The organism is Sphaerochaeta associata (assembly GCF_022869165.1).
Classification (GTDB): domain Bacteria; phylum Spirochaetota; class Spirochaetia; order Sphaerochaetales; family Sphaerochaetaceae; genus Sphaerochaeta; species Sphaerochaeta associata.
This window is the reverse complement of sequence record NZ_CP094929.1, coordinates 1,948,884-1,961,812: the sequence shown is the minus strand read 5'-3', so window position 1 is coordinate 1,961,812 and position 12,929 is coordinate 1,948,884. Positions and strand designations below refer to the sequence as shown.

13 protein-coding genes are annotated in these 12,929 nt (G+C 51.4%); 7 read left to right on the top strand and 6 right to left on the bottom strand.

Features of this window, described 5'->3' with window-relative positions:
• Window positions 1-110 precede the first annotated feature (110 nt).
• Window positions 111-947 carry a hypothetical protein gene (locus MUG09_RS09090; protein WP_244771104.1) on the bottom strand — a complete coding sequence of 279 codons (837 nt, stop codon included), beginning with the start codon at window positions 945-947 and terminating at the stop codon, window positions 111-113.
• Window positions 948-1,189: 242 nt separating this feature from the next.
• On the opposite strand from MUG09_RS09090, the gene MUG09_RS09085 reads away from it, so the two are divergent.
• Window positions 1,190-1,597, top strand: a complete 408-nt coding sequence (locus MUG09_RS09085) for a flagellar basal body-associated FliL family protein (RefSeq protein ID WP_244771103.1) — start codon at window positions 1,190-1,192, stop codon at window positions 1,595-1,597.
• Window positions 1,598-1,667: 70 nt separating this feature from the next.
• Here the strand turns inward: MUG09_RS09085 and MUG09_RS09080 are convergent, their stop codons facing one another.
• The 3 genes from MUG09_RS09080 to MUG09_RS09070 are packed head-to-tail and all read right to left on the bottom strand — an operon-like array spanning window position 1,668 to window position 5,121.
• The gene (locus MUG09_RS09080; protein ID WP_244771102.1) at window positions 1,668-3,638 is read right to left on the bottom strand and encodes a TRAP transporter permease; all 1,971 of its coding nucleotides are present in this window, start codon (window positions 3,636-3,638) and stop codon (window positions 1,668-1,670) included.
• Window positions 3,611-4,126, bottom strand: coding sequence for a DUF1850 domain-containing protein (locus MUG09_RS09075; protein ID WP_244771101.1), 516 nt, complete (start codon window positions 4,124-4,126; stop codon window positions 3,611-3,613). Before MUG09_RS09075 ends, MUG09_RS09080 begins: the two co-directional genes overlap by 28 nt.
• Window positions 4,127-4,134: 8 nt before the next feature.
• Entirely contained in the window at window positions 4,135-5,121 is a 987-nt protein-coding gene (locus tag MUG09_RS09070) for a TAXI family TRAP transporter solute-binding subunit (protein ID WP_244771100.1), read from the bottom strand.
• Between the two features lie 194 nt (window positions 5,122-5,315).
• Here MUG09_RS09070 and MUG09_RS09065 point away from each other — a divergent pair, with 194 nt between their 5' ends.
• Complete coding sequence (locus MUG09_RS09065; protein WP_244771099.1) at window positions 5,316-6,230, top strand: prenyltransferase; 915 nt, start codon at window positions 5,316-5,318, stop codon at window positions 6,228-6,230.
• Here the strand turns inward: MUG09_RS09065 and MUG09_RS09060 are convergent.
• Together MUG09_RS09060 and MUG09_RS09055 are read right to left on the bottom strand one after the other, a co-directional pair.
• Window positions 6,199-7,419, bottom strand: a complete 1,221-nt coding sequence (locus MUG09_RS09060) for an MFS transporter (protein WP_244771098.1) — start codon at window positions 7,417-7,419, stop codon at window positions 6,199-6,201. The genes MUG09_RS09065 and MUG09_RS09060 overlap by 32 nt on opposite strands.
• 65 nt (window positions 7,420-7,484) lie before the next feature.
• Window positions 7,485-8,186, bottom strand: coding sequence for a FadR/GntR family transcriptional regulator (locus MUG09_RS09055; protein WP_244771097.1), 702 nt, complete (start codon window positions 8,184-8,186; stop codon window positions 7,485-7,487).
• Window positions 8,187-8,346: 160 nt separating this feature from the next.
• Between MUG09_RS09055 and MUG09_RS09050 the strand changes: the two genes are divergently transcribed.
• The 5 genes from MUG09_RS09050 (at window position 8,347) to MUG09_RS09030 (ending at window position 12,901) form a co-directional block, all read left to right on the top strand.
• Window positions 8,347-9,354 (top strand): TRAP transporter substrate-binding protein, encoded by a 1,008-nt coding sequence (locus tag MUG09_RS09050; RefSeq protein ID WP_244771096.1) that lies wholly within the window; start codon window positions 8,347-8,349, stop codon window positions 9,352-9,354.
• A gap of 66 nt (window positions 9,355-9,420) precedes the next feature.
• Window positions 9,421-9,906 (top strand): TRAP transporter small permease, encoded by a 486-nt coding sequence (locus tag MUG09_RS09045; protein WP_244771095.1) that lies wholly within the window; start codon window positions 9,421-9,423, stop codon window positions 9,904-9,906.
• Window positions 9,903-11,174 (top strand): TRAP transporter large permease, encoded by a 1,272-nt coding sequence (locus MUG09_RS09040; protein WP_244771094.1) that lies wholly within the window; start codon window positions 9,903-9,905, stop codon window positions 11,172-11,174. Before MUG09_RS09045 ends, MUG09_RS09040 begins: the two co-directional genes overlap by 4 nt.
• Before the next feature lie 24 nt (window positions 11,175-11,198).
• Window positions 11,199-12,029, top strand: coding sequence for an SDR family oxidoreductase (locus MUG09_RS09035; protein ID WP_244771093.1), 831 nt, complete (start codon window positions 11,199-11,201; stop codon window positions 12,027-12,029).
• Window positions 12,023-12,901, top strand: coding sequence for a dihydrodipicolinate synthase family protein (locus MUG09_RS09030; protein WP_244771092.1), 879 nt, complete (start codon window positions 12,023-12,025; stop codon window positions 12,899-12,901). Before MUG09_RS09035 ends, MUG09_RS09030 begins: the two co-directional genes overlap by 7 nt.
• Window positions 12,902-12,929: the final 28 nt, after the last annotated feature.

Sequence of the window (12,929 nt, the reverse complement as noted above, 5' to 3'; positions counted from 1 at the left end):
TGCTCTCATCCTACACAAAACAATGGTATTTGCCTATGAAAAACGTGAGGCAGGAATTAAAAAAAGGCACAAGAGAACGCTCTCTCGTGCCTTTTCAGTGGATTGTAGAATTACATCTGCCAGTGAAGACCTGCAGAGAAGGTCAGTGATGCAATATTGTTCTTGGTGTAGGGCAGGACATTGTCGGTCCAGGTATCCCCGACATTCTCACTTGTTCCATTGGCTGTTCCACCGAAGAAACGGGCGTTTGCAAACAAGGAATATCCTTCTTTAACCAGATAGCTCATTCTCAGCGATGCATCGAGGATGGAGCCTTCGAACTCGAAATCAGCGCCGTTGATGATGGCCGAACTAGCATAAGATCCTGCGATGTCTGCACTGAGGGTAAGACCGAAGGGGAACACATATTCACTGTAGATGGCGAGGGCGGGAACCAAGCCGACGTTCTGGCTTACATAGAGTTGATCATTGGCTCCATCGATTTGCTTGAACTGGATTGAGGCATTTCTAATCTGCAGAGCCAAGCCGACACCCAGATATGCATTGTCATACTTGCCCAGCAGGTCGTAGGTGTACGTCATGCGGTAGAAGGGGAAGCTGTAGGTCAGTTCCATGGGAGTTTTATCAGCAAATGTTACGGCTCCAATTGTTACAGCATCATCGAATCGTACAGTAGTCTTCAGCTCCAACGGCTGGTAGGTGAACCACAGTCTGTGGTTCTTTTCGATGGTCGCACCCACTGTGTACCTGCTGAAGGGGTAGAGGTTGTTTTGGCCTCCCTGCTTGATGAAGTCGAACTCCGAATTATTTGCACCGTTCTGGTAGGTATGGTGCACCAAGGCGATGGTTCCCTGTTCTGTCTCTACAAAGGGTGTGAAAGAGAAGGCGGGAAGCGAGAAAGAGATGAGGGCGAGAAGCAAGGCGGTTGTGATAAGTGTGCGTTTCATAGGTCCTCCTGATTGATTGGTATAAATATAGATTATTATAATATTGTTGTCAATATAATAGAGGTAAATATGTTGTATTGTGTTGGTTAATCATTGCTTGGTATTCATCTTTGCTCATTCTTTTAGCTATATAGTGGTGATGCATGAAAAAAGATTGAGAATCATCAATCGATGTTGTATGCTACAGGTAATCGAAACGATGATTTCTTCCCTCCTGGGGTACAACTTTGGTAGGAGAAGGTATGAATACACATCACGAGAAAGAACGCGTACGAAAGACTACCGTGGTATATCTGGTAGTCATGGCTCTCGTTGTCGTCTTGATTCTCATTGCGATTCCCAATCCGACATTCAAGGCAATAGCCAGCATCCTGGTTGTTTTAATCTGCGCCATAGCAATCATCATCCAATGGATGTTGTTGGGCAAAAGGCCTGAAAGTGACCAAGCAGCGGTAAAGCCGGCCGAGATTGTAGAGCAGCAGAAAGATGAGCGTGTCTCCACCCAAACCGGTGCCCCGTGTGAAGTCGGCGGACAATACCACTGCAGCGAACATCCAGAGCGCAAGGTGTCCATGGAAGAGGGCAAACGATTCCCACCCTGCAGAGGAGATAACAGAGGCCACTCAGCCACCTGGATTCTGGAAGCTTAGGCTTTTCTCCAAACGGATCTTAAAAAACAGCGCTCCCGAAAAGGAGCGCTTACGTACGTCAAGGAAGCTACTAGGCTTGCGGCACAGCGTTCTGTTTGACTTTTTTGCCTGCATGCCGCTGATAGAGCACTATGACTACCAAAAGAGTCAGGCCGATTGCATCCTGCACCACGTTGGCGGTAATCAACAGCAAGGCACCTGCAAATGCAAGAATGCGCAGAATATTGTTCATATTGGTGAATAGATACCCTTCGGTCGCCATTCCGATCATACACACACCGATGACTGCAGTGATCGAGACCCTTATTGCAATGAAGGGTGTGGTGTCGATGAGCAGCAAGGCGGTGTTGTAGATGAACATGTAGGGGACGATGAAGCCGGCGAGCGAGAGCTTGACCGATTGCAGTCCCGTCTTCATGGGGTCGCCTCCACTGAGGCCTGCCGCTGCAAAGGATGCAAGGGCCACCGGTGGGGTGATGTTGGCGAACATTGCAAAGTAGAAGACGAACATATGTGCAGCCAGCGGGGGGATTCCCAGCTTCACCAAGGCGGGAGCCGCCATGGTTGCCGTGATCAGGTAGGCGGGAATGGAAGGAAGCCCCATACCCAGGATCATGCAGGTCACCATGGTAAGGAGCAGGGTCAGCATCAAATTGGATTGACCGAGCTGGATGATGGCATTGGCCATGTTCAGGCCGAAGCCGGTAAGGCTGACCACTCCGATGATGATGCCTACCACGGCACAGGCAACCGCCACCGAGACTACCGATCGGGTGCCCTCGCTGAAAGCATCCAGGATTTGCTTGAAGGTCATCCGCGTGGACTTGCGGGTCATGCTGACGACTATGGTGGCGACAATCGCCCAGAATGCGCTGAAGATGACGGTCGCACCGCTGAAGAGCAGCATATAGAGTAGAAATGCGATGGGGATGAGCAGGTGTCCGCGTTCGCGCATGACATCGCCTACCTTGGGGAGATCTTCCTTGGGAATGCCTTGCAGGTTCTTTTTGGACGCCCTGAGCTGGACCTGTACGAGGATGCCCAGGTAGTAGAGGAGGGCGGGAATGGTTGCACTGATTACAATGGTTCCGTACTTTACCCCCAGCATTTCAGCCATGATGAATGCTGCAGCCCCCATGATTGGAGGCAGCAGCTGCCCCCCTACGGAAGCGGACGATTCAACTGCACCGGCAAATTCCTTGCTGTAGCCGGTTTTTTTCATCAGGGGTATGGTAAATGTGCCGGTGGTGACGACGTTCGCCACAGCGCTTCCGTTGATCGAGCCGAGGAAACCACTTGCAATGACGGCGACCTTTGCAGGTCCGCCCTTGGTGCTGCCGGCGAATGCCAGGGCGAGGTCGTTGAAGAACCTTCCCATCCCGCACTTGTTCATAACGGTGCCGAACATGATGAACAGGAAAATATAGGAGGCGGCAACGTCGACGGAAGTGCCGTAGATGCCTTCGGTATTGATGAAAATGTGGTTGACCAAGGCCCGCCAATTATACCCGCGATGCATAAAGATACCAGGAAGGTTGCGTCCAACCAGCCCGTAGAGCAAGAATACCAAACTCAGCACTACCAACGGCCAGCCAGAGATTCTTCTGCTGGATTCCAGCACCAATACGATGAGAATCGTTCCCATCACGACGTCCATCGTGTTGGGACTGCCCATGCGGTTGATGAAGTTGATGTAATCGACCCAGACATAGACGGCAACCGATACGGATAAGAGGGCGAAGAGAATATCGTACCACGGGATGGTCTTTCGTGGTGCCTTCTTGCTGAGCGGATAGAGAAAGAACGTCATGAACAGCATCATCGCTACATGCAGCGAGCGGTGCAGGTGCGTTGCCGGGTAGCCTATGAAGGAGGTGATGAAGTGATACAAGGCGATGCCGATGGTCAAATAGTAGACAAGCTTCACCAGCAAAACGTGGTCAAAGGTTCTGGTCTTTGACTCTTTCTCAAACTTTCCAAGCAGTTCATCCTGCTTAGCTTTCATATTGGGATTCATTTCGTCAAGCGTAATCTTGGCCATAGCGTTCTCGTTCCTTTGATAGAAAGTTCTACCGGAAGGTGATGCTCAACGTCCTCTCCGGTAATGAAAGTGGTTTGCCCCAGTGTAATGGAAACCAAGGCTGTTTGGGAATGTATCCATCGAATGGTATCGAATTGCTGCTGGATCGAGCGCATGACGACCATGCCGTCTTCAACAGTAACAACACCCTTGTTCTCCGGGATACCCGCGCCGAAACCAGCGACCGAGATGGTGTGCAAAAGAAATGTTTCATTCGCTTCGATGGTGTACTCCTCGGCCCAGGGGATATGCTCGAAGGAGTGGATCCAGTGAAAAGAAAGCTCATCGCCCTCTTGTACCGGTTGGGAAAAGAGGACCTGTCCTGTCTCTTGGTCACTGAGGACAAGGTGCAGGTCAGGTCCCTGAAAGAAGTATGAGAAGAGCAGGGTTCCCATCAGCAGGATGAGAAGGACAAGTACCAGTACCAGTACAAGCGCTCTGCTCTTCATCGTCAAATTTACATGCCTACTTCGCTGTAATAGCGCTTGGCCCCTTCATGGAAGGGAATGTCAACACCGATGTGACTGTTTGCAAGGGTGATGTGCTCCTTGGCCGTTGCATGGGCTGCCTGGATGTCGCCGATATTCTCGAATACACCCTTGGTCAGGTCGTAGGCCACCTCTTCATCGAGGCTTGCATTGACGATCATGATGTTGCGAACCGTAGCGGTGACTACATCGCCCTTGGTGTCATAGACATCGGCAGGGATGGTTGCCTCGACAAAGAACGGATATTTTGCCTTCAGGTTGGCAAGGCCTTCACCTTCGATGGGGATGAGGACGATCTGGCTGGTGGTTCCCAGTTCCATGATGGTGGCGTTGGGAATTCCGCTGGTTACGAACACTGCATCAACGAGGTTGTTCTTCAGCTGTGCAATGGCTTCACCATAGTTGAGGTAGTCGACCTTGCTGTCGGCATAGGTCATACCGTGGGCTTCGTACATCATTCTAGCGTTGAGTTCGACGCCGCTATTGGGGGCTCCGACTCCGACTCTCTTACCCTTCAAGTCGGTGAACTTGGTGATGCCGGTGCGGCTGGTGGTAACCAGCTGTACGTAGTTGGGATAAAGTCCGAGCAGCGCCCTGAGCTCGGTGGCGGGCTTCTTTCCCTCGTATGCACCAAAACCCTGATAGGCCTGCGCGACGGCGTCACTCATGGCGATTGCCATCTCAGCACGCTTTTCAAGGATCAGGGTGATGTTCTCAGCCGAGGCTCCGGTAGCCTGGGCCGACGATTTGTAACCGAGCTTATTCTGGAAGACCGATGAAAAGGCTCCACCGATCGGGTAGTACAATCCACTGGTAGGACCGGTAGCGACGGTAATGAAGTGCTTGCTGCGGTCCAAACCCTCAGTTTTGGCGGTTTCAGCCTGGCCGGCTGCAAAGATGTTGACAGCCAGAAGCAGTACCAAAATGGTGGTAAGGAACATGTTCTTTGTATTCATATCATTCTCTCCTGTTGGTATGATTGCAGGGAAGAAAGGCCTGCTCCTTCTTGCGTATCTTGAAAACATGATTATAAAGATGCATAGAGTTTGCATCAATATGCAATAGTAAGAATACTAGTAAGATTATTGGGAAATCAAGCGAAAAAGGAAGGCCAGTGGTAAAACAAGACGCAAATCGCTACTATTGTCGCATGACTGTACAGCAATTCATGCACATCGTAGAGATGCGTACTAAAATCATCAGCATGGGAACCTTCTTCTGTGCAAGCATATATGCACTCTCTTTGCAAGGTTCCCTCAATGCGGCCAACGCGCTGGTCATGGGCCTTGCGACACTTTTGGTCGATATGGGGACGACCGGATTCAACACCTTCTTCGATTACTGGCGGGGTACTGACAATATAGTGCATACCAAGGAACAGGAAAAAGTCTTGGTTCATGAGGGTGTCAGTCCCTTCATGGCTCTGCTGGTCTCGCTTGTGCTTTTCGGTTTGGCCGCACTTTTGGGACTCTATCTTGCGTGGATGACAAGCTGGAAGTTGATTCTCGTCGGAGGGGCGTGCATGCTGGTAGGCTTTTTCTACACTGCAGGGCCTTTCCCCATTTCAAGAACTCCGTTGGGAGAGTTGTTTGCCGGCTTCTTCCTGGGAACAGTCCTTTTTCTCATCACCCTTTATGTCCAGGATGTCCCTCTCACAGCAAGAAATCTGGTGACGACCCTTCCGTTTCTTCTGCTCATCGCCATGATTCTTTCTGTGAACAACGGCTGCGATTTGGTCGGTGATACTGCGAGCGGTAGAAAGACACTCTCCATACTGCTGGGAAGCGACAAGGCTTTCGCTCTCATCGCTTTTGAAGGTTTGGGAGCCTATTTGCTCTCGTTCCTATTGGTGCTGCTCGGCTTCCATCCGATCACCCTGGCCTTTTGCCTGCTTCCTTCTTTCGCTCTCTTTGTCAAAGCCCTTGCAGGCGTAAAGAAAGCAGGCCTCGATGCCGGGCACAAGTCCATACATATGCAGTTCGCTTCCAAAAGCTATCTGCACTTTTGCCTGGCATTTTTCCTGGCTTATGTATTTAATATAGGGTTCTCTGCTCTGGCTTCTTGATGGTTGCAGCAAAGATCGAGTTGATCACCCCCAGTACGGCCGAAAGGGTGAACAGCACCTCGATGCCCAGGGTTTTCCAGATGTATCCGCCAAGCAAGGCGATCATGACGCTGATCAGGTGGTTGACGGAGATGCCGGTTGTCAGCGTTGCGGTAAGCTCCTCGCGGCTAGTGGACAGGTCGCGTACGTACACGTTGGTAGCCATGCTCGCCAAGCTGATGATCGAATCCAGTACAAAGTTGACGCAGACCACGATGAAGGCGATGTGCATGGGAAACAAGCGGTGGGCATAGCCGTACAGGATGCAGACCACAACCAGGATCAGGGTGTCGGCAACCATGATTTTCTTGTAGCCGAGCTTGTCCACCAATGCGCCGATGGCGGGACTGAGGAGCATGCCGAAGACTGCGCAGACGGCCAAAAGCATGGCGATGACCGATGTGTCTGCACCATAGAAGAGAATGAGGGCGTAGGGAGCAAACGTCAAGAATATTTGCTTGCGGGCTCCGTAGAAGATTTCAAGCATGTAGAACTTGTTGTATTTCTTGTGATAGTACAGCCGTGAGCGTTTCACCTGCTTGCCCTTATCCTTCATGCTCAAGGCGATCATGGTGGAAAGCAGCAGCAGGATGGCGGCGATGAGAAAGACGATGCGAAAGCCCAGAAGGGAGTCGCGCTGATAGCCAAGGCTTGCCAGTACGACAAACAGCAGCGATACCAGCATGTAGCCGATGATGTTGCCCCCATGGCTGATGGATGATGTAACCCCCAAACTGGCTCCACCCTTGTCGCTTTTCGCATAGGAGAGGGACATGGAGCTCTTGATGGGCATCACCATGTGTTCGCCGGTGCTGAACACCACCATGAAGAGAATGACGATAACCTTGCTTGAACCGAGCAGCAACAGACCCAAGACACCACCGAGCATGATGGCCGTTCCGATCTTGAATACCTTGGTTTCGGACAAGCGGTACATCCATGCAAGGATGAATACCAGCATAAGGCCGGGAAGTTCGCGGAAGAATTCGACTATGCCGCGCTCGAACTCGGAAATCCGGACGATTTCAGCTAGATAGTTGTCCTGGATTCCCCGATAAAACCCGTAGGCGAGGCCGGAAAACAGAATCGTGGCCAAGAAGGTTTTCACCCCCTTGTCCCCTGAATAGATGGATGGCTTTTTTGTGTGCATGGCAGGTTCTCCCGTTCCCATACAGCCGACTATGCTTGGAAACGGGAAGGATGTCAACAAGGTTTTTACTTCTGTCCTTCGAGAACCTTGTTGATATCGGCAAGAGAGCTTCCAAGATGGGCGAGCATGTACGCTGCAGCTTTCTGGTTGTCCCGCTCTTCAATGGCCTTGATGACCAACTCGTGCTCCCGAATCGTGTTGTCCGAGCTTGTTTTTACTGAAATCGACATAAGCCGGTAACGCTTGAGCTCCATCGCCATCAGTTGGTTGATTTTCAGAAGCAGGGGATTGTGCGCCATGCGGCAGATCTGGGTATGGAATTGCTCATCGAGCTCGGCGAGGGCTGTTACGTTGCTGACCTTGTTCTCTTCGATGAACTGCTCGTGGATTTGCTGCAGGACCTCAAGTTCTTCATTGCTTCCACGCTTGATCGCCATGCGGACCTGCAGGGTTTCAAGCGCCTCACGCACCTCGGTGGTATCCTTGAGGGTGGGGGCGACTTCGATGAACCACGAGCGGATGGCGTCGTAGTCGTGTCCTTGGTTGTCCTTCACGAACGCACCCTTGCCGGAAATCAACTCCACATAGCCCTCGGCCTGAAGCGAGCGCATCGCTTCACGAACGGTCGAGCGGCTGACGGAGAGCATCTCGCAGAGCTTGACCTCAGGAGGCAGCTTGGTTCCCACCGGATAGCTGCCCTGAAGAATCGACTCACGGATCGAGTCGATGACTTGGGTGGTGACTGATATGCGTTTTATCTCTTTCATGATGTTTGTCTGACAACAGACTAGCATGGAAAAGGGACAGAGTCAAAGAAATAGTGGAAAATTTACGGTTGACAACCAAGTATTTCATGGTAGACTCAGTAGTGGAAGGTCTAGATTGTCTGACAATCTGGCATCGTACAAAACTTTGGAGGTTCTACTTATGAAACGAATGTTGCTCGTCATGGCCGTACTTATGCTCGGTCTCACATTGGCCTTTGCCCAAGGCGGTAAGGAAGCAAGCTCCCAGGCAGAGAGTGTAACACTTACCGTCTACTCGCCTGGTAACGTAAACTCAGTCCCTACTAAAACCATTCTTAAATACAAGGAGCTTGTTGAAGCAGCCTCGAATGGTTCCATCAAACTGATCGCCCACCACAGCGGTGAACTTGGAAACGATGCTGAAGCCCTGCAGTCGACCCGCATGGGAACCATCGACATCATCTTTGCAGGAACCAGCGGCTTTACCAGTTTCTACGACAAGGCAAAGATCCTCGACCTGCCGTTCCTCTTCGACTCCGCCCAGGACGCCTATGAGATCGTCAACAGCCAAATCGGCGAGCAGATTTTCGCCGACCTCCCGAAGTCGGGGCTTGTCTACCTCTCCGAAGGCGACAACGGCATGCGCCACATTGCAACCACCAACCGCCCGGTCAAGAGCGTCGATGATGTAAAAGGCTTGAAGATCCGCGTCCCGACCAGCAAGATGTATCTCGATGTCTGGAGTGCACTCGGTTCAACCCCTGTCGCCCTGGCCCTCAACGAACTTGCAATCGCCCTGGCCAACGGAACTGCAGAAGCACAAGACAACGCAACCTACCACTTGGTAGCCAATGCGACGTATGACGATATCAAGCACTACAGCTTCATCAACTACATGTGGATGGGCTGCACCATGGCCATGAACCAGAAAACATGGGACAAGCTAACCGCCGATCAGCAGAAAATCCTCAAGGAACAGGCCATTGCCGCAGCCAAGTACTCCTTCGACACCATCGAGGAAGACAACATGACAGCAACTGAAACCCTGAAGAAGGCCGGTGTCCAGTTCATCGAGAATCCGGACATCCAGAGCTTCAAGAACAAGCTCGGCGGCGCTTCCTATTACAAGCAGTATGCTTCCGAGGCTTGGTACGACCAGGCAATCGTTGATGCAATTCTCGCAAAATAATGGTATTTCTTTGCAGAAGGGCGGTCTTTTCCGCCCTTCTGTCTGTACATGACAGGAAGGTAGTGCATGCAATTGGTGAAAAAACTGCTTGATCTCTTTGTCCGCCTGGTCTCGGTGCTGCTCATGTGCCTGGTCTCAGGCATCGTACTTTTGATGCTCAATGAGCTGGTGCTGCGCAATCTCTTGGGAAAATCCTTTCGGGGTATGACCGAGATGGCGGGCTTCATGTTTCTATGGATGGCCTTTTTGGGGGTCATCGTCCTCTATGACCAAGACCGGATGATTAGCCTGGATATGTTCTTTGTCAGGACGCATGACAGGTTGCATACCCTATTGTGGGTCGCCCATAAAGTGGTGGCTGCCTGTTTGGGAACCATCATGGTGATTGCGTTCTTCGGCTTGTATCCGTATGTAAGTACCGAGTATTACTCCTCCATGCCGACCTTTGCCAAACTCTGGCAGTATGTCCCGATGGCCATTACCGGGAGTTTTCTCTGCATCAAATCAATCTACGACCTTATTGAGAAGGCAAGAGGGGAGGGAAGCCGATGATTCTGTTCTTTGGAAGTTTCGTTGTATTGTTGTTGATCGGAGTGCCCATCAGCATTTCCATCGGTGCAAGCGCTATTCTTGGCTGTCTGAACCTCGGCTACCCGCTGATGGTCATCGGTCAGAAAATGGTCAGCGGCATCGACTCCTTTCTGCTTATAGCAATTCCTCTTTTCATTCTTGCAGGCAATCTGATGAATGCCGGCAAGATAACGGAGAAAATCTTTGACTTCGCAAAACGCTTGGTCGGCTGGATCCCCGGCGGCCTGGGTCATGCAAACGTCGTCGCCAGCCTCATTTTTGCTGGCATGAGCGGCAGTGCCGCCGCAGATGCCGGAGGCCTTGGCACCATTGAGATGCAAGCAATGACCAGCAATGGCTATGATGAAGAGTTCTCAGCCGGTATCACAGCCGCCTCTTCAGTTATTGGCCCTATTTTTCCTCCTTCCATTCCTCTCATCATCTACGGCTCGGTGGCGTCGGTCAGCGTATCGCAGCTCTTCATGGGAGGGGTCATTCCTGGTTTGTTGATGGCTGTCGCCTTGATGGTACTCGTCTACTTTTTCGCTGCGAAGCGTAAATATGAACGTACACCATTCAATATGCGGCTATTGATCAAGCAGTTTTTCGCATCTGTATTGTCGATTATCACGCCTTTAATCATTCTCAGCGGGTTTGTATTCGGCCTGTTCACCCCAACCGAAGCTTCCAGTGTTGCAGTTGCCTATGCGTTGGTGATAGCACTGTTCGTTTATCGCACCCTCGATTGGAAATCCTTCAAGAAGTGCCTGCTTGAAAGTGCCATTACCAGTGCCAACACCCTGTTCATCATCGGTACTTCCATGTTGTTCAGCTATGTGTTGATCAAGGAAGGCGTTTCCGCCCAGATGGCTGATTTCATTCTCGGCATCAGCGACAACCCCTATCTGATTCTCCTGGTGATCAACATTCTCCTGCTGGTTTTGGGCATGTTCATGGAACCCGGTGCGATCCTTACCTTGATGTTGCCGGTCCTGCTTCCCATCGTAAAGGCTCTGCAGATCGACTTGGTCCACTTCGGGGTGGTCATGATTCTCAACCTGATGATCGGCCAGGTGACTCCTCCTTTCGGCGTCTGCCTCTTCATCATCGCAGATGTATCAAAAATGTCGTTGAACCGGATGTACAAGGCAATTCTGCCGTTCATCATCCCCTTGGTGGTTGTTCTGTTCATCTGTACGTATATACCGTCTGTAATTACGTGGCTCCCCAATACGCTGCTACACGCATAAAAATTAATACGTTAAGGAAATATCATGAAAGACCCATTGTTTGATGTCTCAGGAAAAATTGTCGTAATAACCGGCGGCCTCGGCCAGATCGGTGCTGAGTTTGTGAAGGAATTTCTCCGTCGCGATGCAAAAGTTGCTGTCTTCTCCCGATCGGCAGACGTGCAGAAAGCCGAGAAGGCACTGTCCAAAGAGTTTGCAAACCACCACAATCTCCTTTTGATCCAAGCCGATATCACCATCAAGGCTTCCATCAACGCCGCACTCGATGCCGTTGAGAAAAGTTGGGGTACACTCGATGTGCTGATCAACAATGCCGGCATCGACACCCAGCCAAGCGCCCCTCCCGAGGTTTCCGGTCCCTTCGAAACCTTCCCCGAGGAGGTCTTCCGCGAAGTGGTCGAGACCAACCTTGTCGGGACGTTTTTAATGACCCAGGCCTTCGGTGCTCGCTTGATCAGGGCCGGCAAGGGCGGATCGATCATAAACGTGGGCTCCATCTACGGCATGCTCAGCCCGGTGCAGGATATTTATGCGTACAAGAAAGAGATGACCGGTGTACCCTTCATCAAGCCGGTTGCCTACAGTGCAGCAAAGAGCGGCATCTACAACCTGACCCGCTATTGTGCAACCTACTGGGCCAAGCAGGGCATCCGGGTAAACACGCTTACTCCATCGGGGGTGTGGCGTGAAACCCAGGACGAGCACTTCCACAAGAACTATCATGCGCGCATGCCGATGGGACGAATGGCCAAGGCTGATGATTTCAACGGTGCTGTCGTCTTTTTGGCAAGCGATGCCTCGACCTATATGACCGGCTCCAATGTGGTGGTCGACGGGGGATGGACAGCATGGTAGATTCGACACCCTCGGTTGTTTCGGCACTCATCACGCCGATGAGAGAGGATCGGAGCATCGATGCCGTTGCTTTGCAGAACCTCGTGCAGTATGAAATGGACCATGGCAGTGAGGGCTTCTATTGCTGCGGGTCATCCGGCGAGGGGTTGCTTTTGAGTGTGGAAGAGCGAAAGCAGATTGCCACGCTTGTCAGCGAGGTGTGCAGGGACAAGGTGCCTTTTTATGTACACAGCGGCTCCTTGGGGACTCGTGAGGCGATTGATCTCTCAATCCATGCTCAGGAAGCGGGGGCGAAGGCTGTCTCCCTCATTCCTCCAATTTATTACCACTATTCGCAGCAAGAGGTGGAGAACTACTACCTTGATGTCGTGAATGCCGTGGACCTTGGGGTGATCGTGTACAACATACCCCAATTCACCGGCATCTCCTTCTCCAAGGATAGTGCGGTCATGCAGCATGAGAAGATCATCGGCGTAAAGCACACCTCGATGAATCTGTACGACCTTGAGCGTTTGGGACAGGCTTTTCCCAAGAAAATCCTCTTCAACGGCTTCGATGAGATTTTCCTCTACAGCCTCGCTGCAGGAGCACAGAGTACCATCGGAACAACGGTAAATGTGTGTCCATCGCTCTTTGGTGCGATCCGAGAGGATTTTTTGGGTTCCAACATCAGCGGTGCCCAGCAAAAACAGCATCTCTTGAACAACTTCATTGAATCTGTGGTGAAAGAGGGAATTTTCCCTGCGGTCAAGTATTGCATGACCTATCTGGGCATTCCCTCCGGACCATGCAGAAAGCCGTTCAAGGAACTCGACCACGGAGCCAGACTGAGAATAGAGGGAGCATTAGCGCGCATTGAAGCATATCTTTAGTTGAAAATTCGGTGTATCCATCGTAGCG

What these genes read in the sequence shown, in the direction of transcription:
- MUG09_RS09055 (WP_244771097.1), bottom strand. Translation starts at nt 8,186, where the DNA reads ATGAAAGAGATAAAACGCATATCAGTCACCACCCAAGTCATCGACTCG.
- MUG09_RS09040 (WP_244771094.1), top strand. Translation starts at nt 9,903, where the DNA reads ATGATTCTGTTCTTTGGAAGTTTCGTTGTATTGTTGTTGATCGGAGTG.
- MUG09_RS09030 (WP_244771092.1), top strand. Translation starts at nt 12,023, where the DNA reads ATGGTAGATTCGACACCCTCGGTTGTTTCGGCACTCATCACGCCGATG.
- MUG09_RS09090 (WP_244771104.1), bottom strand. Translation starts at nt 947, where the DNA reads ATGAAACGCACACTTATCACAACCGCCTTGCTTCTCGCCCTCATCTCT.
- MUG09_RS09045 (WP_244771095.1), top strand. Translation starts at nt 9,421, where the DNA reads ATGCAATTGGTGAAAAAACTGCTTGATCTCTTTGTCCGCCTGGTCTCG.
- MUG09_RS09080 (WP_244771102.1), bottom strand. Translation starts at nt 3,638, where the DNA reads ATGGCCAAGATTACGCTTGACGAAATGAATCCCAATATGAAAGCTAAG.
- MUG09_RS09065 (WP_244771099.1), top strand. Translation starts at nt 5,316, where the DNA reads ATGACTGTACAGCAATTCATGCACATCGTAGAGATGCGTACTAAAATC.
- MUG09_RS09070 (WP_244771100.1), bottom strand. Translation starts at nt 5,121, where the DNA reads ATGAATACAAAGAACATGTTCCTTACCACCATTTTGGTACTGCTTCTG.
- MUG09_RS09060 (WP_244771098.1), bottom strand. Translation starts at nt 7,419, where the DNA reads ATGCACACAAAAAAGCCATCCATCTATTCAGGGGACAAGGGGGTGAAA.
- MUG09_RS09050 (WP_244771096.1), top strand. Translation starts at nt 8,347, where the DNA reads ATGAAACGAATGTTGCTCGTCATGGCCGTACTTATGCTCGGTCTCACA.
- MUG09_RS09075 (WP_244771101.1), bottom strand. Translation starts at nt 4,126, where the DNA reads ATGAAGAGCAGAGCGCTTGTACTGGTACTGGTACTTGTCCTTCTCATC.
- MUG09_RS09085 (WP_244771103.1), top strand. Translation starts at nt 1,190, where the DNA reads ATGAATACACATCACGAGAAAGAACGCGTACGAAAGACTACCGTGGTA.
- MUG09_RS09035 (WP_244771093.1), top strand. Translation starts at nt 11,199, where the DNA reads ATGAAAGACCCATTGTTTGATGTCTCAGGAAAAATTGTCGTAATAACC.